Source organism: Streptomyces sp. Y1, from assembly GCF_041053115.1.
Taxonomy (GTDB): domain Bacteria; phylum Actinomycetota; class Actinomycetes; order Streptomycetales; family Streptomycetaceae; genus Kitasatospora; species Kitasatospora rubellomurina.
Map to the genome: position 1 here is coordinate 2,613,958 of NZ_CP163445.1, position 23,850 is coordinate 2,637,807.

Consider the following 23,850-nt stretch of genomic DNA (forward strand, 5'->3'; position numbering starts at 1 on the left):
CCCGGACGGGACCCTACACCAATTCCGTCACTCAATGACACGCACACTCAACTTAGAGTAATGGCGAGTGGGTGGGGTGATGCATCCGATTCGAGCGGATCGGCCCGGTTGGCGGCGGCGCGCGGGAGGGGGCTCACACGACGCGCACGGGAGCGCGCGGCGGCGCTCGAACAACCGGAACGGCCCCCGACCGTCCAGGTCAGGGGCCGTTCCGGGGCGCCGGTCAGCTGCCGGCGGGGGCCAGGTCGTCCGGGAACAACCGCAACCGGTGCGCCAGCGCGGCCGCCTCGCCCCGGCCGGCGACCGAGAGCTTGCCGAGGATGTTGGACACGTGCACGCTTGCGGTCTTCGGAGAGATGTACAGCTCCTCGGCGATCTGCCGGTTCGTCCAGCCGCGCGCGAGCAGTCGGAGCACGTCCCGCTCACGGGGGGTGAGGCCGAAGGAGTCCCCGACCGAGGGGGCGGGCGCCGCCGCGGCGGCGGGCCGCTCGCCCGCGGCGAGGTCCAGCCCGCCCCGCTCGACCAGCCCGGCGATCCGCGCCGCCAGCAGCCGGTCGCCCCGGCCGGACGCCAGTTCGCGGGCCTCGCGCAGCAGTTCGGCCGCGGCCTCGCGCCGGCCGGCGACCAGCTCCGCCTCGCCGGCCCGCGCCAGGGCGAGCGCCAGCGGGTGCGGCAGGCCGGTCGTCCGCAGCAGCGCGACCGCCTCCGCCCACTGCTCCGGGGTGTCGGCGCCCTCGGCCCGGGCCAGTTCGGCCTCCAGCAGCCGGGCCCAGCCGTGGTGCAGCGGCGCCCGCGGCCGCAGCTCGGCGGCGGCCGCGGCGATCGCGGCCAGCGCCTCGGCGCGGCCCGGACCGGCCTGCGGCAGGCCCCGGTTGTCCGCCTCCACCGTCGCGCCCTCGACCAGCAGCGGGTAGACGTCGGACTCGTAGCCGAGCCGCTGATCCCGCCCCAGCTCGGCGAGCAGTTCGGCGCGGGCGTCCAGCGGCCGCCCGCCGTGCGCGGCGAGCGCCACCGCGAGCCGGCTGATCGGCACGGTGTGCTGCACCTCGCCCTGCCGGTCGCTGGCCCGGGCCCGGGCCAGCGCGGTCGCCGCGCCCGCCAGGTCACCGTTCAGCAGGGCGAGGTCGCCGCGTATCCGGTCCAGGAACTCGACATGGCCGTCGGTCAGCCCGGTCGCCTCGCAAGCGGCCAGCACTTCCGCGGCCTCGTCGAGCCGGCCGAGGTCGACCAGCGCCTCCAGCAGGTTGCCGGACAGGATGCTGCCGATGTTGCGCAACAGCCCGTTGCCGTCCGCGAACTCCAGGCCCTCCCGGGCCAGCGCGACCGCCTCCTCGGGCCGGCCCAGCCCGCGCCGCATGTTGGCGAGGTTGTTGATGCCGCGCAGCAGCACGTCGGGCACGCCCAGGGTGCGGGCCCGGTCGACCGCGCCGGCGAGCTCGGCCAGCCCGCCCTCGGTGTCGCCCAGCACGTCGTAGCGCAGGTAGCCGAGGGTCATCCGGGCGTGCAGCTCGACCGAGTGCGCGCCGACCTCCTCGGCGATCCGGATCGCCCGCTCCGCCAGCTCGATGTGCTCGGGCCCCGGGCCCTTGATCACCCCGCGCCCGGCGCTGAGCGCGAACACGTCGGCCTGCACGGCGGACGGCGGCAGGTGCTCGACCAGCCGCAGCGCGTAGTCGATCTCCTCGTTGCTGCCGGACCGCCGCAGGCTGTCGAGCATCCGGGACCGGTTGATGTGGAACCAGGCCGCGCGCAGCGGGTGCGCCGCCTCGTCCACCAGCCGCAGCCCGCGCCGGGCCAGGCTCAGGCCGCGCTCGCGGTCGCCGCTGCGCCGGGCCGCGACCACGGCCTCGGCCAGCACGTCGACGAGCTGGATGCTCTCGCAGTCGTCGGCGCCGTGGTCGCAGGAGCCGGGCGGGTAGGTCTCGGCCCAGTCGTACGGCCGCAGGGTGTTCGCCAGCACCTCCTCGGAGACCGCGTCCCACAGCTCCAACGCCCGCTCCAGCATGCCGAGTTGTTCGGCGAAGGCGTTGCGGCGGCGGGCCGCGCGGGCGGCCTCCAGGGCGGCCGGCAGGGCGCGCGCCGGGTCGTGCGCGTGGTACCAGTAGTTGGCGAGCCGCGCGGGCAGCGCGTCGCCCGGGACGAGCAGCGGCTCGGCCTCCACGGCGAGCGCGAACTTGCGGTTGATCCGGTGCCGTTCGCCCGGCAGCAGGTCGTCCGAGACGGCCTCGCGGACCAGCGCGTGCCGGAAGCAGTAGCCCTCGCCGTCACCGTCCAGCCGCAGGATGTTGGCGCCGACCGCCGCCCGCAGCGACTCGATCAGCGCCTCCTCGTCGTCGGCCAGGACGGCCGCCAGCAGGGCGTGCTCGACCCGGGACCCACCCTCGGCGGCGATCTTCACGACCCGCTGGGCGTCCTCGTCCAGGCCCTCGACCCGCACCAGCAGCATGTCCCGCAGCGAGTCGGTGAGCCCGGCGCCGACGCCGTCCTGCACGGCGGTGGCCAACTCCTCGACGAAGAACGGGTTCCCCTCGGAGCGGCGGTGGATGCGGTCCACCAGCTGCCGGTCGGGGGCGGTGGTGCCGAGGATGCCGGCCAGCTGGGCGGCGACCTCGCGGCGGCCGAAGCGCGCCAGCTCCAGCCGCTGGACGGTGCGCAGCCGCTCCAGCTCGGCGAGGAAGGGGCGCAGCGGGTGCCGGCGGTGCAGGTCGTCGGTGCGGTAGGTGGCGACCAGCAGCACCCGGGAGCGGTGCAGGGTGCGCACCAGGAAGGCGAACAGCTCGCGGGTCGAGCGGTCGGACCAGTGCAGGTCCTCGATGGCCAGGACGAGGGTACGGTCCGCGCCGAGCCGCTCGAACAGCCTCGCGGTGTGCTCGAACAGCCGGGCCCGGCCGTACTCGTCGTTCGGCTCGCCGTCCGCCTCGCCGAACTCCGGCAGCAGCCGGGCGAGATGGCCCTCGCTGCCGGCGGCGGCACCCTCCAGCTCGGCGCCCAGCGCGCGGTGCAGCCGGCGCAGCGCGGCGGCCAGCGGCGCGTACGGCAGGCCCTCGGCGCCGACCTCCAGACAGCTGCCCAGGGTGGTGAGCGCACCGGCGTCGCCGGCCCGGCACAGGAACTCCTCCAGCAGCCGGGTCTTGCCGACGCCCGCCTCGCCGCCGATCAGGATGGCCTGCGGGCTACCGGTGCCGGCCCGCCGCAGCGCGTCGGTCAGCTCGGTGATCTCGCTGCCGCGGCCGACGAAGACGGGACTGACCGATATCTGCTGCATGGAGGCGAGCATGCCATAGCCGGAGCCGCCGGTGAGAGGGGTATTCACCCCCGGCGAACGCCCGGAGGGGGAGGCGCCGTTCGGCGTCTCCCCCTCCGGGATGTCCTCGGCACCTTCGCGGTGCCCGGCGGTCAGCATTCCCGCTGCTTCACGGGGCGGCGCTGGAAGCGCGCGGCGACGGGACGGCGCTGCAGGCGTCGCGCCTGGCGGGCCTCGCGCACCAGGCGCTCGTGTTCGGCGCGCTCGGCGAGCTCGTGGGCCTGGTGCTGGATGAGCTGGTACTCGATCACTTCGGGTTCCCCTTTGTGGGTTTCACTGCGTTTCCCTGACATGTAAGAGCTTCCTCTCCCAGGAGGGGGTGCCACATCGGGAGCCTGCCCGATGTTTCGAAGGCGGGATGCCTTAGATCGGGCCCTGGAAAAGGTTTAAGGCCCTGCCTCACCTCGATCTGGAGGTGAGACAGGGCCTTAGGCCTTACTTAGGGGGCCTTAGACGCCTTAGATGCCTTAGGAAGGCGGGCTTGACGGCCTAGGACCCCTCAGGACGCTCGGGATGCCCGGGCTCAGACAGCGCCGAGCTTCTCCAGGCTGTGCTTACTGGCTTTCCGCGGCAAGCCGCTCCAGGATCAGGTCCTTCACGCGCGCCGCGTCCGCCTGGCCGCGGGTGGCCTTCATGACCGCGCCGACCAGCGCGCCCACCGCGGCGACCTTGCCGTCGCGGATCTTGGCGGCGATCGCCTCGTTCTCGGCGATGGCCTGGTCGACGGCCGCGCCCAGCGCGGAGTCGTCCGAGACCACGGCCAGACCGCGCTTCTCGACGACCTCGTCCGGCTCGCCCTCGCCGGCCAGCACGGCCTCGATGACCTGGCGGGCCAGCTTGTCGTTCAGCTTGCCCTCGGCGACCAGCGCGGCCACCCGGGCGACCTGCGCCGGGGTGATCGGCTGCTCGGCCAGCTCGGTGCCGGTCTCGTTGGCGCGGCGGGCCAGCTCGCCCATCCACCACTTGCGGGCCTGGTCGGCCGGGGCACCGGCCGCGATGGTCTCCTGGATCGGCTCCACCGCACCGGCGTTGAGCACCGACTGCATGTCCTTGTCGGACAGGCCCCACTCGGCCTGCAGCCGGGCGCGGCGCACCCGCGGCAGCTCCGGCAGACCGGCGCGCAGCTCCTCGACCCACTCGCGGGCGGGGGCGATCGGCACCAGGTCCGGCTCGGGGAAGTAGCGGTAGTCCTCGGCGTTGTCCTTGATCCGGCCCGAGGTGGTGCTGCCGTCCTCCTCGTGGAAGTGACGGGTCTCCTGGACGATGGTGCCGCCGTCGGTCAGCACGGTCGCGTGCCGCTGGATCTCGAACCGGGCGGCCCGCTCCACGCTGCGCAGCGAGTTGACGTTCTTGGTCTCCGAGCGGGTGCCGAAGGTCTCGGTGCCGTTCGGGCGCAGCGACAGGTTGACGTCGCAGCGCATCTGCCCCTTGTCCATCCGGGCCTCGGAGACGCCCAGCGACTTGATGACCTCGCGCAGCTCGGCCACGTACGCCTTGGCGACCTCGGGGGCACGCTCGCCGGCGCCGACGATCGGCTTGGTGACGATCTCGATCAGCGGGATGCCGGCCCGGTTGTAGTCGAGCAGCGAGTGGGTCGCGCCGTGGATGCGGCCGGTGGCCCCGCCGACGTGGCTGGACTTGCCGGTGTCCTCCTCCATGTGGGCGCGCTCGATCTCCACGCGGAAGGTCGAGCCGTCCTCCAGCTGCACGTCGAGGTAGCCGTTGAAGGCGATCGGCTCGTCGTACTGCGAGGTCTGGAAGTTCTTGGGCATGTCCGGGTAGAAGTAGTTCTTCCGCGCGAACCGGCACCACTCGGCGATCTCGCAGTTCAGCGCCAGACCGATCTTGACGGCCGACTCCACGCCCACCGCGTTGACCACCGGCAGCGAGCCCGGCAGGCCCAGGCAGGTCGGGCAGGTCTGGCTGTTCGGCTCGGCGCCCAGCTCGGTCGAGCACCCGCAGAACATCTTGGTCTTGGTGCCGAGCTCGACGTGGACCTCAAGGCCCATCACCGGGTCGTACGACGCGAGAGCGTCCTCGTAGGAGACCAGGTTCATGACGCTCACAGCGTCCCTTCTCAACTAAAGACTCGGGAGGTACGGGCCCGGCCGCCGCGTCACGCGGCGGCCGGACCAGGGGCGTCAGCCCTGCAGCACGTCGTCGGAGGCGAGCTGACGCAGCTCGCGCACCAGCAGCGCCGTGCCGGTGATCAGCGCGGCGGCGCCGACCAGGGCGTTGACCAGCTTCAGGGTGTCGCTCTCGTCGCGGGCGCTGCGGACGTCCTTGACGATGGAGATCGCGCCGAACGCGCTGGTGCCGATGGACAGCAGCAGACCGGGCTTGGAGTGCTTCCAACCCTTGGCCTTCTCGATCTTGCTCACAGTGCCGGTGCCTCCTCCAGCAGGGTGTGCCCCCACTTGTCGTTGAGTGCGGCCTCGACGGCGCCGCCCACGCGGTACAGGCGGTCGTCCGCCATCGCGGGCGCGATGATCTGCAGGCCGACCGGGAGATTGTCCTCCGGCGCCAGGCCGACCGGCAGCGACATGGCCGCGTTGCCCGCCAGGTTCGACGGAATCGTGCACAGGTCGGCCAGGTACATCGCCATCGGGTCGTCGGCGCGCTCGCCGATCGGGAAGGCGGTGGTCGGCGTGGTCGGCGAGACCAGGACGTCGACGCCGGCGAAGGCCGTGTCGAAGTCCCGCGAGATGAGCGTGCGGACCTTCTGGGCCGAGCCGTAGTAGGCGTCGTAGTAGCCCGAGGAGAGGGCGTAGGTGCCCAGGATGATGCGGCGCTTGACCTCGTCGCCGAAGCCGGCCTCACGGGTCAGCGCGGTGACGTCCTCGGCCGAGCGCGAGCCGTCGTCGCCGACCCGCAGGCCGTAGCGCATCGCGTCGAAGCGGGCCAGGTTGGAGGAGCACTCGCTCGGCGCGATCAGGTAGTACGCGGGCAGCGCCAGGGTGAACGACGGGCAGGACACCTCGACGACCTCGGCGCCCAGCTCGCGCAGCAGCTCCACCGACTCGTTGAAGCGCTGCATCACGCCGGCCTGGTAGCCCTCGCCGGCGAACTCCTTGACGACGCCGATCCGCATGCCGCGGATGTCGCGCATCTTCGCGGCCTCGACCACGGCCGGGACGGGCGCGTCGATCGAGGTCGAGTCCAGCGGGTCGTGCCCGGCGATGGCCTCGTGCAGCAGCGCCGCGTCCAGCACCGTACGGGCGCACGGGCCGCCCTGGTCCAGGCTGCTGGAGAAGGCGACCAGGCCGTAGCGGGACACCGAGCCGTAGGTCGGCTTCACGCCGACCGTGCCGGTGACGGCGCCGGGCTGGCGGATCGAGCCGCCGGTGTCGGTGCCGATCGCCAGCGGGGCCTCGAAGGCGGCCAGCGCGGCGGCCGAACCGCCGCCGGAGCCGCCGGGGATGCGGGTGAGGTCCCACGGGTTCCCGGTCGGGCCGTAGGCCGAGTTCTCGGTGGAGGAGCCCATCGCGAACTCGTCCATGTTGGTCTTGCCGAGGATGACCACGCCGGCGTCCTTGAGACGGCTCGTCAGCGTGGCGTCGTACGGCGGGATCCAGCCTTCGAGCATCTTCGAACCGCAGGTGGTCGGGATGCCCTTGGTGGTGAAGACGTCCTTCAGCGCGAGCGGGACACCGGCCAGCGGGCCCAGCTCCTCGCCCTTGGCGCGCTTCTCGTCGACGGCCTTGGCGGCGTTCAGCGCGCCCTCGGTGTCCACGTGCAGGAAGGCGTTGACCTTCTTGTCGACGGCGTCGATGCGGTCCAGGTGCGCCTGCGCGACCTCGACGGCGGACACCTCGCCCTTGGCGATGGCGGAAGCCGTCTCGGCGGCCGTCCACTTAATGATCGGAGTGGGGATCATCTCGGTCATCTCGGTCAGTCCTCCCCGAGGATCTGCGGCACACGGAAACGCTGCTCCTCGGCGGCGGGGGCGCCGGACAGCGCCTGCTCCGGGGTGAGCGACGGCCGCACCTCGTCCGCGCGCATGACGTTGGTCAGCGGCAGCGGGTGGGAGGTCGGCGGGACGTCCTGTCCGGCGACCTCGGAAACGCGGGCGACCGCGCCGATGATCACGTCGAGCTGCTCGGCGAAGTGGTCCAGCTCTTCGGGCTTCAGCTCAAGACGCGACAGCCGGGCGAGGTGGGCGACCTCCTCGCGCGTGATGCCAGGCATGCAGCGATCCTCAGGGTGAGTTCTGGTGAGGCCCGGCGGCGCCTGCCGGCGTGCCGGGCCCGGGCAGGAGCAGCCGGGTTCGGCGCTCCGTCCTCGTGGTCTTTGGACCCCATCCTATGGGGCGCGGCCCGGCCACCGGCCAACGAGTGACCCCGGGGCCGCGTCACCGCGGCCGCGCACGGCCCCGCCCCCGCTCCCCCGACCCGCCCGGGGTGCCGGCCGACCGACGGCCGGCCGACGCCCGGGGCGCTCTACTGCGGCCGCACGCGGGCCCACCCCTGGGCGCCGGGCGCCTTGAACTCCAGCTGCGCGGCGGACACCGGCTGGGGCCGCGGCGCCGCCGGGAGGTGGTTGACGTGCGGGGCGTGCTGGACCTGCCTGCCGCTCGGCAGGTGCGGAACGAGCGGGACGTGCTGGGCGGCGGCGGCCGGCGGCAGGACCGGGGGCCGGGCCGGCGGAATCACGGGCGGCAGGACGGGCGGCAGGACGGGCGGCAGCACCGGCTGGACGGCGGCGGCCGCGGGCTGCGCCACCGGCTGGGCGAGCGGCTGCGCCACCGACTGGATCACCGGCTGCGCCACCGGCTGGATCGCCGGCTTCCCGCAGCCCGGCTGGTTCACCGGCCGGGTGACCGGCGAACCGGCCGGGGCGATGCCCAGCCGCTCCGCCGGCGGGGCGCCGGCCGTGCGGTGCACCCGCAGCCAGGCGGTGGCCTGCTCGGCCGGCAGCGCGGCCGACACCAGCCAGCCCTGCACCGCGTCCACGCCCAGCCCGTGCAGCCGCTCCCAGGTCTCGTCGTCCTCGACGCCCTCGGCGACCACCGTCAGCCCGAGCGAGTGGGCGAGCTCCACCGAGCAGCGGACCACCGCCGCGTCGTGGTCGTCGGCGACCATCCGGGAGACGAAGGAGCGGTCGATCTTGAGCTCGCCGACCGGCAGGCTGCGCAACCGCACCAGCGAGGAGTGCCCGGTGCCGAAGTCGTCCAGGGACATCCCGACGCCGTAGCCGCGCAGTTCGGCCAGGGTGTCGGCGGCGCGGCGGGAGTCGTCCAGCAGCAGCCGCTCGGTGATCTCCAGCTGGAGCGCGTGGGCCGGCACCCGGTGCCGGACGAGGTGCCCGGCGACGCGCTGGGCGAAGCCGGGGTTGAGCACGTCGCGCGGCGAGACGTTCACCGCGACCTGCACCTCCAGGCCCTCCTGGCGCCAGCTGGCGAGCTGGCCGACCGCCGCCTCCAGCACGTAGTCGGTGAGCCGGGGCATCAGGCCGCTGGACTCGGCGAGCCCGACGAACTCGTCCGGCGAGACCCTGCCCTGCCCGGGCCGCTCCCAGCGCAGCAGCGCCTCCAGGCCGACCACCCGGCCGTCGAAGGCCACCTTGGGCTGGTAGTGCAGCTGCACCTCGCCGGTCTCCAGCGCCCGCCGGAGGTCGCCGAGCAGCCCGATCCGGTACGGCGTGTCGACGTCCTGCGCCTCGTCGTACTGGGCGACGCCGCTGCAGCCGCGCTGGGCGTGGCCCATCGCGACGTCCGCGCGGCGCAGCAGCGCCTCGGCGTCCTGGGCGTGCTGCGGGTAGACGCAGACCCCGGCGCTGGCCTCCAGGACGAGCAGCAGCCCGTCGAGGCGGATCGGCGCGGCGAGTTCGGCGATGAGCGCCTTGGCGACGCGCTCCAGGCTGTCCGGGCAGTTGATGCCGGGCAGCAGGACGGCGAACTCGTCGCCGCCCATCCGGGCCACCATGGGCCGGCCGCGCCGGTAGTACCGGGGCAGGCCGGCGAAGACGTCGTCGATGGACTCCCGGGTGGCGCTGCCGGCCGGGCCGCCGGAGCGCAGCGCGCGGTGCAGGCGGCGGGCGATGTGCACCAGCAGCCGGTCGCCCGCGGTGTGTCCGAGCGTGTCGTTGAGCGATCGGAACCGATCGAGATCGAGCAGTATCAGACCGACGCTGCACTTCTCGCCGTGCGCGACGATCGCCTCCTGAGCCGCCAGGAGTAACGCCTGACGGTTCGGCAGGTCGGTGAGCGGGTCGGTGAGCTGGTCGCGGGCGCGGTCCCGGGCGATCCGCCAGGCCGCGACCAGCACCGCGAGGGGCACCGCGAACAGCGGCAACAGCTCGGGTTCGTACCGGTAGACCAGGACGGCGAGCGGGATGAGCGGCGCAGCACCGGCCAGCAGTACGCCGAGCAGCAGGACCGCACCTGCCACCCCCTGCGGCGGGCGTGTGGGAGCGCCGCCGGTCGTACGATCCATAAGCCCTGTCCTCCGTCGGGCCCGCCCCGTCAGGCCGCCTTAACGGTGAGGCACCGTGCCGGTACCGACAGCTGCCGGGCATGGAGCGACCCCGAGGAGCCCCGGCTCAGCCGGTGCCCCCACCCCTGCTGACACTCTGTTGCGCTCCAGGGTATGCCGGGGTCCACCCGGTGGGCAGACTTTCGGACAACCGGAAACGCACCACCGCGCCGGGTACCGCACGGTGAAACAATGCCCGATTTCACGATGCGGCACCCGGTGACGTTGCATCAGGACGATAACAAGACGGATTCGGCCATGTGTTGATCGGGTCGGAACTCCGTCCGTCCGGGGGTCAGGACCCGGCCGGGGCGTCCCCCTTCGGCTCCTCGGCCGCCGCCTCCGGCTCGGGCAGCCCCAGGTGGGCGCGGGCCGCGGCCGGCCCGTCCGCGAGCAGCACGGCGAAGCCGGCGTCGTCGAGGACCGGCAGGCCGAGCTGAACGGCCTTGTCGTACTTGGACCCGGGATTGTCACCGGCGACCACGAAGTCGGTCTTCTTCGACACCGATCCGGTCACCTTCGCTCCCCGCGAGGTCAGGGCCTCCTTCGCGCCGTCCCGGGTGTGCCCGGCCAGCGTGCCCGTGACGACCACCGTCAGGCCCTCCAGCGGGCGCTCCGCCTCCTCCTCGTCCGCGAACTCCTCGACGAAGCGGACGCCGGCGGCACGCCACTTCTCCAGGATGTCGCGGTGCCACTCCTCCTCGTGCCACTCCCTGATCGAGCGCGCGATGGTCGGGCCGACGCCCTCGGCCGCCGCCAGCTCCTCCTCGGTGGCCGAGAAGATCCGGTCCAGGTCGCGGAACTCGCGGGCCAGCTCCTGCGCCGCGACCGGCCCCACGTGCCGGATCGAGAGGCCGTTGAGGAAGCGCCAGAGCGGGCGGTCCTTCGCCGCCTCCAGGTTGTCCAGCAGCGTCCGCAGCGACTTCTTCGGCTCGCCCTTGGTGGTCGCGAAGAAGAAGACCTCCTTCTCCTCGCCGGTCTTGTCGTCCAGCTTGGGCATGCCGGTCTTCTGGTCGCGCACCAGCACCCTGATCGGCAGCAGCTGCTCCTCGGTCAGCCCGAAGACGTCCCCCTCGTTGCGCACCGGCGCCTCGGCCGGCTGCAGCGGCTGGGTCAGCGCGGTGGCCGCGACGTAGCCCAGCCCCTCGACGTCCAGGCAGGACCGCCCGCCGAGGAAGGCGATCCGCTCGCGGATCTGGGCCGGGCAGAACTGCGCGTTGGGGCAGCGCAGGTCGATGTCCCCCTCGGACATCGGACGCAGCTCGCTGCCGCACTCGGGGCAGTGCGAGGGCATCACGAAGGCCTGCTCGGTGCCGTCCCGCAGGTCGTAGACCGGGCCGAGGATCTCCGGGATGACGTCACCGGCCTTGCGCAGCACCACGGTGTCGCCGAGCAGCACGTCCTTGGCCTTGACGATCTGCTGGTTGTGCAGCGTCGCGTACTGCACCATCGAGCCGGCCACCTTCACCGGCTCGGCCAGCACCGCGTACGGGGTCGCCCGGCCGGTGCGGCCGATGCCGACCTTGATCTCGGCCAGCTTGCCGGTGACCTCCTCCGGCGGGTACTTCCAGGCGATCGCCCAGCGCGGGGACTTGGAGGTCGCGCCGAGCCGGCCCTGCAGGGCGATCTCGTCCACCTTGACCACGACGCCGTCGATCTCGTGCTCGACGGAGTGCCGCTGCTCGCCGAAGTGCTTGATGAAGGCCCGGACTTCGGCGAGCGTGCCGACCACCTTGTTGTGCCGGGCGGTGGGCAGGCCCCAGTCGTGCAGCAGCTGGTACGCGTGCGACTGGTTGTCGATCTCGAAGCCGACCCGGGCGCCGATCCCGTGCACCACCATGTGCAGCGGGCGGGAGGCGGTGACGTGCGGGTCCTTCTGGCGCAGCGAACCGGCCGCCGCGTTGCGGGGGTTCATGAACAGCCGGATCATCGCCCGGGGCCGCTTGCCCTCCTTGGCGCGCTCCTCGTTCTCCTGCCGGCGGCGCTCGTTCTCCTCCGCGAAGGAGGCGTTGAGGGCGTCGAAGGCCTCGGTCGGGAAGTAGACCTCGCCGCGGATCTCCACCAGCTCGGGGACGTTCTCGCCCGCGAGCTGGTGCGGGATCTCCTTGATGGTGCGGACGTTGGCGGTGATGTCCTCGCCGACCCGGCCGTCGCCACGGGTCGCCGCCTGCACCAACTGGCCGTTCTCGTACGTGAGGTTGACGGCCAGGCCGTCCACCTTCAGCTCGCACAGGTAGTGGTAGTCGATGCCGTGCAGCTCGGTGGCGACCCGGTCGGCCCAGGCGCCCAACTCCTCGTCGTCCATCGCGTTGTCGAGGCTGAGCAGCCGCTCGCGGTGCTCGACGGCGGCGAACAGCGCGGTGGGGGCGCCGCCGACCCGCTGCGTCGGCGAGTCCGGCGTGACCAGGGCCGGGTGCTCGGCCTCGATCCCCTCCAGCTCGCGCATCAGCGCGTCGAACTCGGCGTCGCTGACGACCGGCGCGTCCTGCTCGTAGTAGCGGGCGCGGTGGTCGGTGATCTCCACCGACAGCTCGGCGTGCCGCCTGCGCACCTCCGCCGGGACGTCCTCCCAGCCCTCGACAGCCGTCACCGCAAGCCCTCCTACGTTCTCATTCCGGGTTGTCCACCAGGCTCCGCGCCGCCCGCGCCGCGAGCGACAGCGCCCTGCGCGCGTACTCCGGGGACGCCCCGGCCAGCCCGCAGGTCGGCGTCACCAGCACGCGGCGGCCCAGCAGCTCCGGAGCGAACCCGAGCCTGCGCCACAAGGTCCTGATTCCCTGGACACTACCGGCAGGGTCCGACACTGCCTTTGATTGAGAGGCCGGCTGGTCAGTGGCGGGGACGACGCCGGCGAAGATCGCGGTGCCCGCCTCGACCGCCTCGCCCAGGTCGTCGTCCTGGCGCTCGGTGAGCAGCGAGAAGTCGAGCGAGACGCCGGCCACCCCGGCCCGGCGCAGCAGCGGGATCGGGACGTCCGGCGCGCAGGAGTGCACGACCACGGGCGCGTCCAGGCCGCGGACCAGCTCGCGCAGCACCTCCTCGGCCACCTGCCGGTCCACCGAGCGCAGCCGCTGGAAGCCGCTCGCCGTCTTCACCCGGCCGGCCAGCACGGCGGGCAGGGACGGCTCGTCGAGCTGGAGGACGAGGTGCGCGCCGGGGACCCGCTTGCGGACCTCTGCCAGGTGGCGGCGCAGGCCCTCGGTGAGCGAGCCGGCGATGTCCCGGCAGGCGCCGGGGTCGGCCAGCGCCTTCTCGCCGTGCTTCAGCTCGATGGTGGCCGCCAGCGTCCACGGCCCGACCGCCTGCACCTTGAGCGCGCCGCGGTAGTCCTGGGTGAACTCCTCCAGGGCGTCCAGGTCCTCGCCGAGCCAGGAGTGCGCGCGCCGGGTGTCCCGGCCGGGGCGGTCGGCGAAGCGCCAGCCGCTCGGCTCGGTCTGCGCGAACAGCTCGACGAGCAGGCCGGCGCTGCGGCCGATCATGTCCGCCCCCGGCCCGCGGGCCGGCAGCTCGGGCAGGAACGGCAGGTGCTCGAACGCCCCGGTGGCGGTCCTGGCCGCCTCCCGGGCGTCGGTACCGGGCAGCGAACCGATGCCGGTCGCGGCGCCGATCAGGTCGGGGAACTCGGCCAAGGAGTGCTCGTTGCTCACCCCTCCGAGCCTAGTGCCCGGGGGCGTCAGCGCCCCGGGCGGACGGTGATGTCGGTGATCTCCGCGTCCCGCGAGGCGTCCAGCGCGGCGAGGACCGCCTTCGCGACGGACTCCGGGTCGATCCAGCGGTCGGCGTCGTACGCCTTGCCCTCCTGCTGGTGCACCTTCACCTGCATCGCGGTGGCGGTGCGGCCCGGGTAGACGGAGGTGACCCGGACGCCGTTCGCGTGCTCCTCCTGGCGCAGCGAGTCGGCGAGGGCGCGCAGACCGTGCTTGCTGGCGGCGTAGGCCGACCACTCGGCGTGCGCGTGCAGGCCGGCGCCCGAGTTGACGAACACCACGTGGCCCTTGACCAGGCGCAGCGAGGGCAGCAGCAGCCGGGTCAGCTCGGCGGGGGCGACCAGGTTGACGTTCAGCTGCTCCTGCCAGGCCTTGACCGGCAGTTCGCCGACCCGGCCCAGCTCGACCACGCCGGCGACGTGCAGCAGCGAGTCCAGCTCGACGGGCGGCTGCTGGTGCCCGAACGCCCAGGACAGCTTCGCCGGGTCGCCCAGGTCGCCGACCAGGGTCCGCGCGCCGGGGAACCGCTCGCGCAGCTCGGCGGCCCGCCGCGCGTCCCGGGCGAGCAGCCACAGTTCGTCGCCGCGCTCGGCCAGTCGCTCCGCCAGGACGGCGCCGATGCCGGAGCCCGCGCCCGTGATCAGATGTGCAGCCATGGCCCCGATCCTCTCAGGCCTTGAGCTGCTCGAACACCTCGGCGGGCGTGTCGGCGAAGGTGACCAGCTCGGCGAGCGGCTTCGGCAGGAAGCCCTCGGCGTCCATCCGCTCCAGCTGGGTGCGCATGCCGTCGTAGAACCCCTCGGTGTCGAGGACGACGACCGGCTTGTCGAACATCCCGTGCTTCTTCAGCTCCAGCACCTCGGTGACCTCGTCCAGCGTCCCGAGCCCGCCCACGAGCACCACGATCGCGTCCGCCCGGCCCGCCAGCTCGGCCTTGCGCTCCGCGAGATCGGCCGTCCACACCAGCTCGTCCGCCCCGGCGTACGCCTTGTGCCGCAGCATCTCGACCATCACCCCGACGAGCTTCCCGCCCGCCGCCTTGACGTTGTCGGCCAGCAGCCCCATCAGCCCGGCGTCAGACCCGCCCCACACCAGCGTGTGCCCGCCCTCACCCAGCAGCCGCGCGAACTCGGCGGCGGGGGCGGTGTAGCGGTCGTCGAGCGAGTACGCGGAGCAGAAGACGCAGATGTTCATAGTGCTGACTGGTCTATCACGCCCGGCCGCCCCCACTCATCCCCTTAATCCGGGTACGGCACGAGCTCGGACAGGCCCAGGCTGAAGCCGAACGGCTCCGGGACGGTGATCGCGTCCCCGAACTTCCGGCTGCTCGAACTGCCGGCGCACCTGCGCCACGTTGAGCTGGTGGATGTTGGACGGCGACGCCTGCACGATCAGCGTGTCTCCGGACCACTCGATCCGGACGCCGTCCGGGGCGATCCGCTCCAGCTCCTCGATGAAGTCGCGGTGCTGCTCGTAGAAGGTCATGCCGTCCCCTTCGGATGCGGTTTCCCACTGCCCCCGGAGCCTAGGCCTGAAGGGCGGGCCGTTCGGTCGTGGCGATGGTGGCCGAGCCGACGACGCGGGTGCCGTCGTACAGGACCACGGCCTGGCCGGGGGCGATGCCGCGGGCGGGGGTGTCGAGCCGCACCCGCAGTTCGCCGTCGACGACCGCGGCCGTCACCGGCACCTCCTCGCCGTGGGCGCGGAGTTGGGCGGTGTAGCGGCCGTCGACGAGGGGCTCGGTGCCGCACCAGCGGGGGCGGATGGCGGTGAGCCCGACGACGTCGAGGCCTTCGACCGGGCCGACCGTCACGGTGTTGTTCACCGGGGAGATGTCGAGCACGTAGCGCGGCTTGCCGTCCGCCGCCGGGCGGCCGATGCGCAGGCCCTTGCGCTGGCCGATGGTGAAGCCGTAGGCGCCGTCGTGCTCGCCGAGCTTGGTGCCGTCGACGTCGAGGATGTCGCCGGTGGCCGTACCGAGGTGCCGGGCGAGGAAGCCCTGGGTGTCGCCGTCCGCGATGAAGCAGATGTCGTGGCTGTCGGGCTTCTTGGCCACCGCGAGGCCGCGCTGCTCGGCCTCGGCCCGGATGGCGTCCTTGGTGGTGTCGCCGAGCGGGAAGAGGGAGTGGGCGAGCTGGTCCGCGTCCAGCACGCCGAGGACGTACGACTGGTCCTTGGCGCCGTCGACGGCCCGGTGCAGCTCCCGCGAGCCGTCCGGCAGGTCGACGATGCGGGCGTAGTGGCCGGTGCAGACGGCGTCGAAGCCGAGCGCGATCGCCTTGTCGAGCAGGGCCGCGAACTTGATCTTCTCGTTGCAGCGCAGGCACGGGTTGGGCGTGCGGCCGGCGGCGTACTCGGCGACGAAGTCGTCGATGACGTCCTCGCGGAAGCGCTCGGCGAGGTCCCAGACGTAGAACGGGATGCCGATGACGTCGGCCGCCCGCCAGGCGTCGCGGGAGTCCTCGATGGTGCAGCAGCCGCGGGCGCCGGTGCGGAAGGACTGCGGGTTGGCGGAGAGCGCCAGGTGGACGCCGGTCACCTCGTGGCCGGCTTCGACGGCGCGGGCGGCGGCGACGGCGGAGTCGACACCGCCGGACATGGCCGCGAGCACGCGCAGTCGGCCGGTGGACGGGGTGGTCGGGGCGCCCGGGAAGTCAGTCATGGTGACTACAAGGGTACGGGGCGCCCGAACATGCCCGACAGCCGGAGAGTCACCGCCGGACCGAGGCCAGCCCCGCATTGCGGGCCCGCTGCACGGCCGGCCCGATGGCGTCCGTGAGCGCCGTCACGTCCTCCCGCACCGAGGTGTGCCCGAGCGAGAACCGCAGCGCCGAGCGCGCCAGCAGCGGGTCGACGCCCATCGCGAGCAGCACGTGGCTGGGCTGCGGCACCCCGGCGGAGCAGGCGGAGCCGGTGGAGCACTCGATGCCGGCCGCGTCGAGCAGCATCAGCAGGGCGTCGCCCTCGCAGCCGGGGAAGGAGAAGTGGGCGTTGGCGGGGAGCCGGCCCCCGGCGGCCGGGTCGCCGTTCAGGACGGCGTCGGGGACGGCGGCGAGCACGCCGGCGACGAGCTCGTCGCGCAGTCCGCCGAGCAGGACGGCGTGCTCCTCCCGGTGTTCGACGGCGACGGCCGCGGCGGCGGCGAAGCCGGCGGCGGCGGGGGCGTCCAGGGTCCCGGAGCGGACGTCGCGCTCCTGTCCGCCGCCGTGGAGCAGCGGGACGGGCGTGGCGCCGCGGGTGAGCAGCAGGGCGCCGATGCCGAAGGGCCCGCCGATCTTGTGGCCGGTGACGGTGAGCGCGGTGAGGCCGGACTCGGCGAAGGAGACCGGGACCTGACCGAGCGCCTGCACCGCGTCGGCGTGCATCGGGATGCCGAACTCGGCAGCGACGGCGGCGAGTTCGCGGACGGGCTGGACGGTGCCGACCTCGTTGTTGGCCCACATCACGGTGACCAGGGCGACGGAGGACGGGTCCCGTTCGATCGCGGCGCGCAGGGCTTCGGGGTGCACCCGGCCCAGGGGGTCCACCGGCAGGTACTCGACGTCGGCGCCCTCGTGCTCGGCGAGCCAGTGGACGGCGTCCAGCACCGCGTGGTGCTCGACGGGGCTGCACAGCACCCGGGTGCGGGCCGGGTCGGCGCCGCGGCGGGCCCAGTACAGGCCCTTGACGGCCAGGTTGTCGGACTCGGTGCCGCCGCCGGTGAGGACGATCTCGCTGGGGCGGGCGCCGAGCGACTCGGCCAGCGACTCGCGGGACTCCTCGACCACCCGGCGGGCCCGGCGGCCGGCCGCGTGCAGGGACGAGGCGTTGCCGACCACCCCCAGGTGCGCCGTCATCGCGGCGATCGCCTCGGGCAGCATCGGCGTGGTCGCCGCATGGTCCAGGTATGGCATAACCATCCGATTGTAGAGGGCGGCCGCAAGCAACCGCCGTCGCCTACGCAGCTATCCGGCCACCGGCCGGGCCCGGTGCCGGACATGGGGCTCCGGGTCCGGTTTGCACCACCGCGCCACCGAGCGGCTAGCCTGACGAACGCTTCGCACCGGATCGACGAGCACCGGATCGGCGAGCACCGGACGAGCATCAGACGAGCACCAGACGAGACCACCCCGGGGGGCCGCCATGTCGCAGTCGGTCGACCGCGCGCTGACCCTGCTCGCCGCGCTCGGCGACGGCCCGCTGTCGCTGGAGCAGGCCGCCACCCGCCTGGGCGTGCACAAGTCCACCGCGCTGCGGCTGCTGCGCGACCTGGAGGAGCACGGCTTCGCCCGCCGCGAGCCGGACCTGCGCTACCGGCTGGGCGGCCGGGTGCTGTCGCTGGCGCACCGGGCGCTGGAGGAGATCGACGTCCGGCAGGTGGCCGCGCCGTACCTGGCGGCGCTGAACGCCCGCTGCGGCTTCACCGTCCAGTTGGCGGTGCTGCACGACGGCGAGGTGCTGTACGTGGACGAGGTGGCCGGGCAGCACGCCGCGCGGCCGCCCCGGATCGGGCGCCGGGCGCCGGTGACCGGGACGGCGGTCGGCCGGGTGCTGCTGGCGGGGCTGCCGGAGGACGGGGAGCGCGTGGACGGGCTGCCGCCGGAGCTGGCGGCGGTGCGCCGGCGCGGCTGGGCGGCGGAGTCGGCCGAGCACCGGGAGCCGGTGACGTGCGTGGCGGCGCCGGTGGCCGGCAGCGGCGGCCGGACGGTGGCGGCGTGCGCGCTGAGCGCCCCGGCGAGCCAGGTGCCGCCGGCCGAACTGGCCCGAATGGTGCCGGAGCTGCTGTGCACGGCGGAGGCGATCTCGCTGGCGTACGGCGGCTCGCCTACTCCTCGCTGGTGCGAGAACCGTTGCGGTGCCAGGCCCGCGGGGCGCGCCAGCCGTACTTCAGGGCGAGCATCCGCAGCACGAAGGCGGTGAGCGCGGCGGCGGTGCCGGTGGCGCCGGTGAGGCGGTCCGCGCCGATGAGGAGGGCGACCAGGCCGGAGCCGACCAGCGCGGGGACGGCGTAGATCTCGCGGTCCCAGCGCAGCAGCGCGGGGATCTCCCCGGCCAGCACGTCGCGGATCACGCCGCCGCCGGCGGCGGTCACCATGCCGAGGGCGATGGCGGCGACGGCGCCGAGCCCGTAGTCGTGGGCCTTGGCGGTGCCCGTGACGCAGAACAGGCCGAGGCCGAGCGCGTCGAGGGTCTGCACGGCCCGGTTGATCCGCTCGACCTCGGGGTGCAGGAAGAACACCACGAGCGCGGCGGCGAGCGGGGTGACGAAGTACCCGAGGTTGGTGAAGGCGGCGACCGGGGTGGCCCCGATGACCAGGTCGCGCATCACTCCGCCGCCGAGCGCGGTGACCTCGGCCAGGACGCAGATGCCGAAGATGTCCATGTTCTTGCGGACGGCGAGCAGGCCCCCGGAGAGGGCGAAGACGAAGATGCCGGCGAGGTCCAGGGACTGCTGCACGTCGGTGGGGAAGATCTGCGAGGTCACGGAGACAACTATGACCCGAGCGGAGACCTCCTCCGGCACGAGCGGAACCGCCCGCTCCGCCCGGCCGGATGGTCACGGTCCGGTGGAGAAGCCGCCCGCTCCGGACATTCCATCTCCCCCGAACGACCCCTGCCCCACCGTTTCGGCTAGCCTCCGCCTGTGAAGCTGATCGAACGCGCATCCAGGCGACGCACCGGCGGCCAGGCCGTCGACGGCGCTCCCCCGTCCCCCGCCCCGTCGAGACTCGCCTGGCTCGACGCGCTGCGCGGCATAGCCGCCCTCTCGGTCGCGGTGTACCACCTCGCGCTGCCGTTCTACTGGATACCCCACGGCACCAAGGTCCCCGGCTACGCGGACCCCGGGGTGTTCGGCGTGATGCTGTTCTTCCTGGTCAGCGGGTACATCATCCCGGCCTCGCTGGAGCGGCGCGGTGACGTCCGCGGCTTCTGGGCGGGCCGGTACTTCCGGATCCTCCCGGTGGCCGTCCTGACCGTGGTCGGCAGCCTGCTGATCCTGCCCCGCCCGTACGCGGTGGTCCAGGGCTTCGCCTTCGACCACCCGCTGCTGTCCTCCGTGGCCAACGGCCTGATGCTGCAGGACATGATGGGCGTTCCGAACATCATCGGGGTGATGTGGACGCTCACCTACGAGATGATCTTCTACTACTTCGTGACGGCCCTGTTCGTCATGGGGTGGCACCGCAAGAGCGCGCCCATCGCGATCGGCTTCGCGGGCTTCGCCCTGGTGCTCGGCAGCTGGCTGGCCCTCGGCACCATCTCCACCGACCTGGCCTCGACCCGGCACCTGGTCGCCGCGGCCGCCCTGGTCGTCGTCATGGCGATGGCGTGCATCTTCAGCGGCCGCTTCGACCTGACCCGCTGGGGCGGGCTGATGCTCGGCGGCCTCGGGCTGGCGCTGATCCTGCTGAACAGCCGGGCCGCCGGCTTCGAGACCATGATGATCTTCGCGACGATGTTCGCGGGGACCGTCCTCTACCGGCTGGAGCACGGCCAGATCGACCGGCTCCCCGCCATCCTCACCTGCGTCTTCGTGGCCGCCTCCGGCTTCACGGTCGGCTACCTCTACAACCGCGGCGCGGCCATGGGGCGGACCTTCACCGGCGGCTCGTGGACGTCGTTCTCGTACGCCTACCTCGCCGCCTGGGCGGTGTTCGCGATCGGCATGCTGCTGCGCAAGCGCCGCTGGCCGCGCTGGCTCAGCTGGCTGGGCGCGATCAGCTTCTCCGTCTACCTGCTGCACAACCCGCTGATCCACGGCATGAACTGGATGCTGCAGGGGCACGCGCCGATCGTCACCTGGAAGGACCGGAGCATCCAGTTCGCCGCCTTCATGGGCGCGCTGCTGCTGATCAGCTGGATCGCCTACCGGCTGGTCGAGATCCCGTTCCAGAACCTGGGCCGCAAGGCCGTCAAGGCGCTGAACCGCCGCTTCCCGGCGGGCTTCACCCCGCCGCCCGTCGCCGGCGAGCGGCCGGCCGCCGGCACGGTGGTCGCCCAGGCGGCGCCGATCGAGCCCGAGAAGGCGCTGTCCGGCACCGGCAGCTGACGCCCGGACGAAAGGAGTCCGCCCGCCCCCGGCTGCCGGGGGCGGGCGGACTCCTTTCGCTCGACGACGCTCGGCTCGCCGCGTCAGCCGGGTTCTCCGGGCTGTGCTACTCGTTCCCCTCGCTCCGCTCGGGGAAGTGGCACGCCACCTGGTGCCCCGTCTTCAGCGTCGCCAGCGGCGGCTCCTGCGCGGCGCAGACGTCCTGCGCCTTCCAGCACCGGGTGCGGAAGCGGCAGCCGCTGGGCGGGTTGATCGGCGAGGGGACGTCGCCCTTGAGCAGGATCCGCTCGCGGCCGCCCTGCTGGCGGCGGCGCGGGTCGGGGACCGGCACCGCGGACATCAGGGCGTTGGTGTACGGGTGCATCGGGCCGCTGTAGAGCGAGTCGCGGTCGGCGATCTCGACGACCTTGCCGAGGTACATCACCGCCACCCGGTCCGAGACGTGCCGGACCACCGAGAGGTCGTGCGCGATGATCAGGTAGGTCAGACCGAGCTCCCGCTGGAGGTCGTCGAGCAGGTTGACGACCTGGGCCTGGATCGAGACGTCGAGCGCCGAGACCGGCTCGTCCGCGACGATCATCTTGGGCCGCAGGGCGAGCGCCCGGGCGATGCCGATGCGCTGGCGCTGGCCGCCGGAGAACTCGTGCGGGTACCGGTTGTAGTGCTCGGGGCTGAGCCCGCACAGCTCCAGCAGGTCCTGGACGGCCTTCTTGAGCCCGCCCTCCGGGACCGCGTCCTGCAGCTTGAAGGGCGCGCCGACGATGGTGCCGACGGTGTGCCGCGGGTTCAGCGAGGAGTACGGGTCCTGGAAGATCATCTGGATGTCGCGGCGCAGCGGCCGCATCGCGCCGACGCCCAGGTGGGTGATGTCGGTGCCCTCGAACTCGATCTTCCCGCCGGTGGGCTCGTCGAGCCGGGTGACGAGCCGGCCCATCGTCGACTTGCCGCAGCCGGACTCGCCGACGACGCCCAGGGTCTCGCCGGCGTTGACGGTGAAGTCGATGCCGTCGACGGCCCGGACGGCGCCGGTCTGGCGCCGCAGCAGCCCGCCCTTGATCGGGAAGTGCCGGGTCAGGCCGGTCACCTTCAGCAGCGGCTCGCGCACGTCGGCGGGCGTGGACGACGGGATCGCCGCCGCCTCTGTCGCCTGAGTGTCCGTCATCGGTTCTCTCCAGAATGGTGGTACGAGGCCGGGCTCGCGGAGGCCGTCCTCACAGAGGCCGGGCTCACAGCCGGGGCGCGATCTCTTCGGCGAAGATGCGGTGCCGTTCGGCCACCGGGAGGTGGCAGGCCGCGTGGTGCCCGGGGGCGGCCTCGGTCAGCACCGGCAGCTCGCTGCTGGAGCGCCCGCCGGTCAGGTCGGCGTACGGGCAGCGCGGGTGGAAGGCGCAGCCGCTCGGCACGTTGATCAGGCTGGGCGGGGTGCCCTTGACCGGGACGAGCCGTTCCTGCAGCTCCCGGTCGAGGCGCGGCATGGAGCCCAGCAGACCCCAGGTGTAGGGGTGTTCGGGCGCGTCGAAGAGGGTCTCGGCGGGGCCGCGCTCGATGCACTTGCCGCCGTACATGACCAGGATGTCGTCGGCGAGCTCGGCGACGACGCCGAGGTCGTGCGTGATGATGATGACGGCGGAGCCGAACTCGGCCTGGAGGTCGCGGATCAGGTCCAGGATCTGGGCCTGGACGGTGACGTCGAGGGCGGTGGTGGGCTCGTCGGCGATCAGCAGCGAGGGGTCGTTGACCAGCGCCATGGCGATCATGGCGCGCTGGCGCATGCCGCCGGAGAACTGGTGCGGGTAGTCGTCCACCCGGCGGTCGGGCTGCGGGATGCCGACCCGGTCGAGCATCTCGACGGCGCGGGCGCGGGCCTGCTTCTTGGAGGCCTGGGGGTGGTGCACCCGGTACGCCTCGACGATCTGCTGCCCCACCGTGTAGTAGGGGTGCATCGCGGTCAGCGGGTCCTGGAAGATCATCGCCAGTTCCCGGCCGCGCAGTTGGCGCACCCGGTCGGGGCCGGCCGCGATCAGGTCCTCGCCGTCGAGCCGGATCTCGCCGGTGATGCCGGCCCGCTTGCTGCGGTGCAGGCCCATGATGGCGAGCGAGGTGACGGACTTGCCGGAGCCGGACTCGCCGACGATGCCGAGGGTGCGGCCCTTGTGCAGGTCGAAGCTGACGCCGTCGACCGAGCGGACCAGGCCGTCGTCGGTGTCGAAGTGGACGCGCAGGTCGCGGACGGAGAGGAACGGGTCGCCGGCCGGGGCCGGGTTCCGGGGGGCGTCCTGCACGGCGTCCGCCGCGGTCTTGTTGAGGTCGGTCACGAGAGCCTCACCCGGGGGTCGACGAGCGCGTACAGGAGGTCGACCACGAGGTTGCAGACGACGATGAAGAAGGCGGCGAGCAGGGTGACGCCGAGGATCTTGGGCAGGTCGTTGTCGGAGATCGCCTGGACGGCGAACTGGCCGACGCCCTTGAGCGAGAACACCTGCTCGGTGATGAGCGCACCGCCGAGCAGCAGGCCGAGGTCCATGCCGAAGATGGTGATGATGGGCGTGAGCGCGGAGCGCAGCCCGTGCTTGACGACGACCTTGCGCTCGGCCAGGCCCTTGGCCCGGGCGGTGCGGATGTAGTCCTCGCTCATGGTCTCCAGCATTCCGGCGCGGGTGAGCCGGGCGTAGAGCGCGGAGTAGAGGAAGGCCAGCGAGACCCACGGCAGGATCAGGTTGCGGGCCCACATCAGCGGGTCGTCGGTGAAGTCGACGTACTCGAGGTTGTCCAGGATCGGCCACTCGTAGCTGAACAGCGTCAGCAGCAGGGCGCCGGTGAAGAAGACCGGCAGCGAGACGCCGGCCAGGGCGACGCCCATGGAGAGCCGGTCGAAGATCGACCGCGGCTTGAGGGCGGAGATCACGCCGGTGGTGACACCGGAGACCAGCCAGAGCACCGCCGCGCCGATGGCGAGCGAGATGGTGACCGGGATCCGGCTGGTCATCTCGGGCCAGACCTCGAGGTGGTTCTTGAAGGAGTAGCCGAAGCAGGGCACGTGGCAGGTGGCCGGTTCCGGGCCGAACTTGTACTCGGCGCCGCTGACCAGGGCCTTCAGGAAGTTCCAGTACTGGGTGTACAGCGGCTGGTCGAGGCCGAGGTTCGACTTGACCGCCGCGATCGCCTCGGGGGACGGGTTCTTCCCGATGTACTGGGCGGCCAGCTGGTCGGTGGTCTCGCCGGCGAAGCGCGGGAGCAGGAAGAAGATCGCGAAGGTGACCGCGCTGACCACCAGCAGCAGCACGACGGCCGCGAAGATCCTGCGAATGATGTAGGCAAACACAGTTGGGCGGCTCG

20 protein-coding genes are annotated in these 23,850 nt (G+C 72.9%); 2 read left to right on the forward strand and 18 right to left on the reverse strand.

Annotated elements, in window-relative coordinates; all coding sequences use genetic code 11:
• Window positions 1-223: 223 nt before the first annotated feature.
• The 14 genes from AB2U05_RS10910 to AB2U05_RS10975 form a co-directional block, all read right to left on the reverse strand.
• A complete protein-coding gene (locus AB2U05_RS10910) occupies window positions 224-3,265 on the reverse strand; it encodes an AAA family ATPase (protein ID WP_369183110.1) in 3,042 nt (1,013 codons plus the stop codon).
• A gap of 131 nt (window positions 3,266-3,396) precedes the next feature.
• Window positions 3,397-3,555 (reverse strand): hypothetical protein, encoded by a 159-nt coding sequence (locus tag AB2U05_RS10915; RefSeq protein ID WP_157882173.1) that lies wholly within the window; start codon window positions 3,553-3,555, stop codon window positions 3,397-3,399.
• A 303-nt stretch (window positions 3,556-3,858) separates the two neighbouring features.
• Complete coding sequence (gene gatB / locus AB2U05_RS10920) at window positions 3,859-5,370, reverse strand: Asp-tRNA(Asn)/Glu-tRNA(Gln) amidotransferase subunit GatB (protein ID WP_369183111.1); 1,512 nt, start codon at window positions 5,368-5,370, stop codon at window positions 3,859-3,861.
• Between the two features lie 75 nt (window positions 5,371-5,445).
• Window positions 5,446-5,685 (reverse strand): hypothetical protein, encoded by a 240-nt coding sequence (locus AB2U05_RS10925; protein ID WP_045700020.1) that lies wholly within the window; start codon window positions 5,683-5,685, stop codon window positions 5,446-5,448.
• Window positions 5,682-7,181 carry an Asp-tRNA(Asn)/Glu-tRNA(Gln) amidotransferase subunit GatA gene (gene gatA / locus AB2U05_RS10930; protein ID WP_107073064.1) on the reverse strand — a complete coding sequence of 500 codons (1,500 nt, stop codon included), beginning with the start codon at window positions 7,179-7,181 and terminating at the stop codon, window positions 5,682-5,684. The genes AB2U05_RS10925 and gatA overlap by 4 nt, the downstream gene beginning before the upstream one ends.
• A 14-nt stretch (window positions 7,182-7,195) precedes the next feature.
• Window positions 7,196-7,492, reverse strand: a complete 297-nt coding sequence (gene gatC / locus AB2U05_RS10935; protein WP_030057414.1) for an Asp-tRNA(Asn)/Glu-tRNA(Gln) amidotransferase subunit GatC — start codon at window positions 7,490-7,492, stop codon at window positions 7,196-7,198.
• Window positions 7,493-7,743: 251 nt separating this feature from the next.
• Window positions 7,744-9,738, reverse strand: coding sequence for a putative bifunctional diguanylate cyclase/phosphodiesterase (locus tag AB2U05_RS10940; protein ID WP_369183112.1), 1,995 nt, complete (start codon window positions 9,736-9,738; stop codon window positions 7,744-7,746).
• Between the two features lie 334 nt (window positions 9,739-10,072).
• A complete protein-coding gene (ligA, locus tag AB2U05_RS10945; RefSeq protein ID WP_045709672.1) occupies window positions 10,073-12,367 on the reverse strand; it encodes an NAD-dependent DNA ligase LigA in 2,295 nt (764 codons plus the stop codon).
• A 19-nt stretch (window positions 12,368-12,386) separates the two neighbouring features.
• Entirely contained in the window at window positions 12,387-13,424 is a 1,038-nt protein-coding gene (locus AB2U05_RS10950; RefSeq protein WP_369183113.1) for a methionine synthase, read from the reverse strand.
• Between the two features lie 26 nt (window positions 13,425-13,450).
• Window positions 13,451-14,140, reverse strand: a complete 690-nt coding sequence (locus AB2U05_RS10955; protein ID WP_045709674.1) for an SDR family oxidoreductase — start codon at window positions 14,138-14,140, stop codon at window positions 13,451-13,453.
• A gap of 13 nt (window positions 14,141-14,153) precedes the next feature.
• The gene (locus AB2U05_RS10960; protein WP_045700025.1) at window positions 14,154-14,678 is read right to left on the reverse strand and encodes a TIGR00730 family Rossman fold protein; all 525 of its coding nucleotides are present in this window, start codon (window positions 14,676-14,678) and stop codon (window positions 14,154-14,156) included.
• 36 nt (window positions 14,679-14,714) lie between these two features.
• Window positions 14,715-14,969, reverse strand: a complete 255-nt coding sequence (locus tag AB2U05_RS10965; RefSeq protein WP_369183114.1) for a hypothetical protein — start codon at window positions 14,967-14,969, stop codon at window positions 14,715-14,717.
• A 40-nt stretch (window positions 14,970-15,009) separates the two neighbouring features.
• Window positions 15,010-16,146 carry a tRNA 2-thiouridine(34) synthase MnmA gene (gene mnmA / locus AB2U05_RS10970; protein ID WP_208615518.1) on the reverse strand — a complete coding sequence of 379 codons (1,137 nt, stop codon included), beginning with the start codon at window positions 16,144-16,146 and terminating at the stop codon, window positions 15,010-15,012.
• Between the two features lie 49 nt (window positions 16,147-16,195).
• On the reverse strand, window positions 16,196-17,377 hold the full coding sequence (locus AB2U05_RS10975) for a cysteine desulfurase family protein (protein WP_045700027.1): 1,182 nt from the start codon (window positions 17,375-17,377) through the stop codon (window positions 16,196-16,198).
• A gap of 229 nt (window positions 17,378-17,606) precedes the next feature.
• Here AB2U05_RS10975 and AB2U05_RS10980 point away from each other — a divergent pair, with 229 nt between their 5' ends.
• Window positions 17,607-18,383, forward strand: coding sequence for an IclR family transcriptional regulator (locus tag AB2U05_RS10980; protein ID WP_045700028.1), 777 nt, complete (start codon window positions 17,607-17,609; stop codon window positions 18,381-18,383).
• Here the strand turns inward: AB2U05_RS10980 and AB2U05_RS10985 are convergent.
• Window positions 18,289-18,948 (reverse strand): trimeric intracellular cation channel family protein, encoded by a 660-nt coding sequence (locus tag AB2U05_RS10985; RefSeq protein ID WP_045700029.1) that lies wholly within the window; start codon window positions 18,946-18,948, stop codon window positions 18,289-18,291. The genes AB2U05_RS10980 and AB2U05_RS10985 overlap by 95 nt on opposite strands.
• Before the next feature lie 159 nt (window positions 18,949-19,107).
• Between AB2U05_RS10985 and AB2U05_RS10990 the strand changes: the two genes are divergently transcribed.
• Window positions 19,108-20,514 carry an acyltransferase family protein gene (locus AB2U05_RS10990; RefSeq protein WP_369183115.1) on the forward strand — a complete coding sequence of 469 codons (1,407 nt, stop codon included), beginning with the start codon at window positions 19,108-19,110 and terminating at the stop codon, window positions 20,512-20,514.
• Between the two features lie 106 nt (window positions 20,515-20,620).
• On the opposite strand, the gene AB2U05_RS10995 is transcribed toward AB2U05_RS10990, so the two are convergent.
• The 3 genes from AB2U05_RS10995 to AB2U05_RS11005 all read right to left on the reverse strand — a co-directional run bounded on the left by AB2U05_RS10995 (window position 20,621) and on the right by AB2U05_RS11005 (window position 23,836).
• The gene (locus tag AB2U05_RS10995; protein ID WP_045700030.1) at window positions 20,621-21,676 is read right to left on the reverse strand and encodes an ABC transporter ATP-binding protein; all 1,056 of its coding nucleotides are present in this window, start codon (window positions 21,674-21,676) and stop codon (window positions 20,621-20,623) included.
• Between the two features lie 64 nt (window positions 21,677-21,740).
• Window positions 21,741-22,829, reverse strand: a complete 1,089-nt coding sequence (locus AB2U05_RS11000; protein ID WP_045700031.1) for an ABC transporter ATP-binding protein — start codon at window positions 22,827-22,829, stop codon at window positions 21,741-21,743.
• Window positions 22,826-23,836, reverse strand: coding sequence for an ABC transporter permease (locus tag AB2U05_RS11005; RefSeq protein WP_045700032.1), 1,011 nt, complete (start codon window positions 23,834-23,836; stop codon window positions 22,826-22,828). The genes AB2U05_RS11000 and AB2U05_RS11005 overlap by 4 nt, the downstream gene beginning before the upstream one ends.
• Window positions 23,837-23,850: the final 14 nt, after the last annotated feature.

Excerpts from the sequence above, each read along its gene's own strand:
- AB2U05_RS10910 (WP_369183110.1), bottom strand. The coding sequence starts at position 3,265 with ATGCAGCAGATATCGGTCAGTCCCGTCTTCGTCGGCCGCGGCAGCGAG.
- gatA (WP_107073064.1), bottom strand. The coding sequence starts at position 7,181 with ATGATCCCCACTCCGATCATTAAGTGGACGGCCGCCGAGACGGCTTCC.
- gatC (WP_030057414.1), bottom strand. The coding sequence starts at position 7,492 with ATGCCTGGCATCACGCGCGAGGAGGTCGCCCACCTCGCCCGGCTGTCG.
- AB2U05_RS10940 (WP_369183112.1), bottom strand. The coding sequence starts at position 9,738 with ATGGATCGTACGACCGGCGGCGCTCCCACACGCCCGCCGCAGGGGGTG.
- AB2U05_RS10955 (WP_045709674.1), bottom strand. The coding sequence starts at position 14,140 with ATGGCTGCACATCTGATCACGGGCGCGGGCTCCGGCATCGGCGCCGTC.
- AB2U05_RS10960 (WP_045700025.1), bottom strand. The coding sequence starts at position 14,678 with ATGAACATCTGCGTCTTCTGCTCCGCGTACTCGCTCGACGACCGCTAC.
- AB2U05_RS10965 (WP_369183114.1), bottom strand. The coding sequence starts at position 14,969 with ATGACCTTCTACGAGCAGCACCGCGACTTCATCGAGGAGCTGGAGCGG.
- mnmA (WP_208615518.1), bottom strand. The coding sequence starts at position 16,146 with ATGACTGACTTCCCGGGCGCCCCGACCACCCCGTCCACCGGCCGACTG.
- AB2U05_RS10975 (WP_045700027.1), bottom strand. The coding sequence starts at position 17,377 with ATGCCATACCTGGACCATGCGGCGACCACGCCGATGCTGCCCGAGGCG.
- AB2U05_RS10980 (WP_045700028.1), top strand. The coding sequence starts at position 17,607 with ATGTCGCAGTCGGTCGACCGCGCGCTGACCCTGCTCGCCGCGCTCGGC.
- AB2U05_RS10995 (WP_045700030.1), bottom strand. The coding sequence starts at position 21,676 with ATGACGGACACTCAGGCGACAGAGGCGGCGGCGATCCCGTCGTCCACG.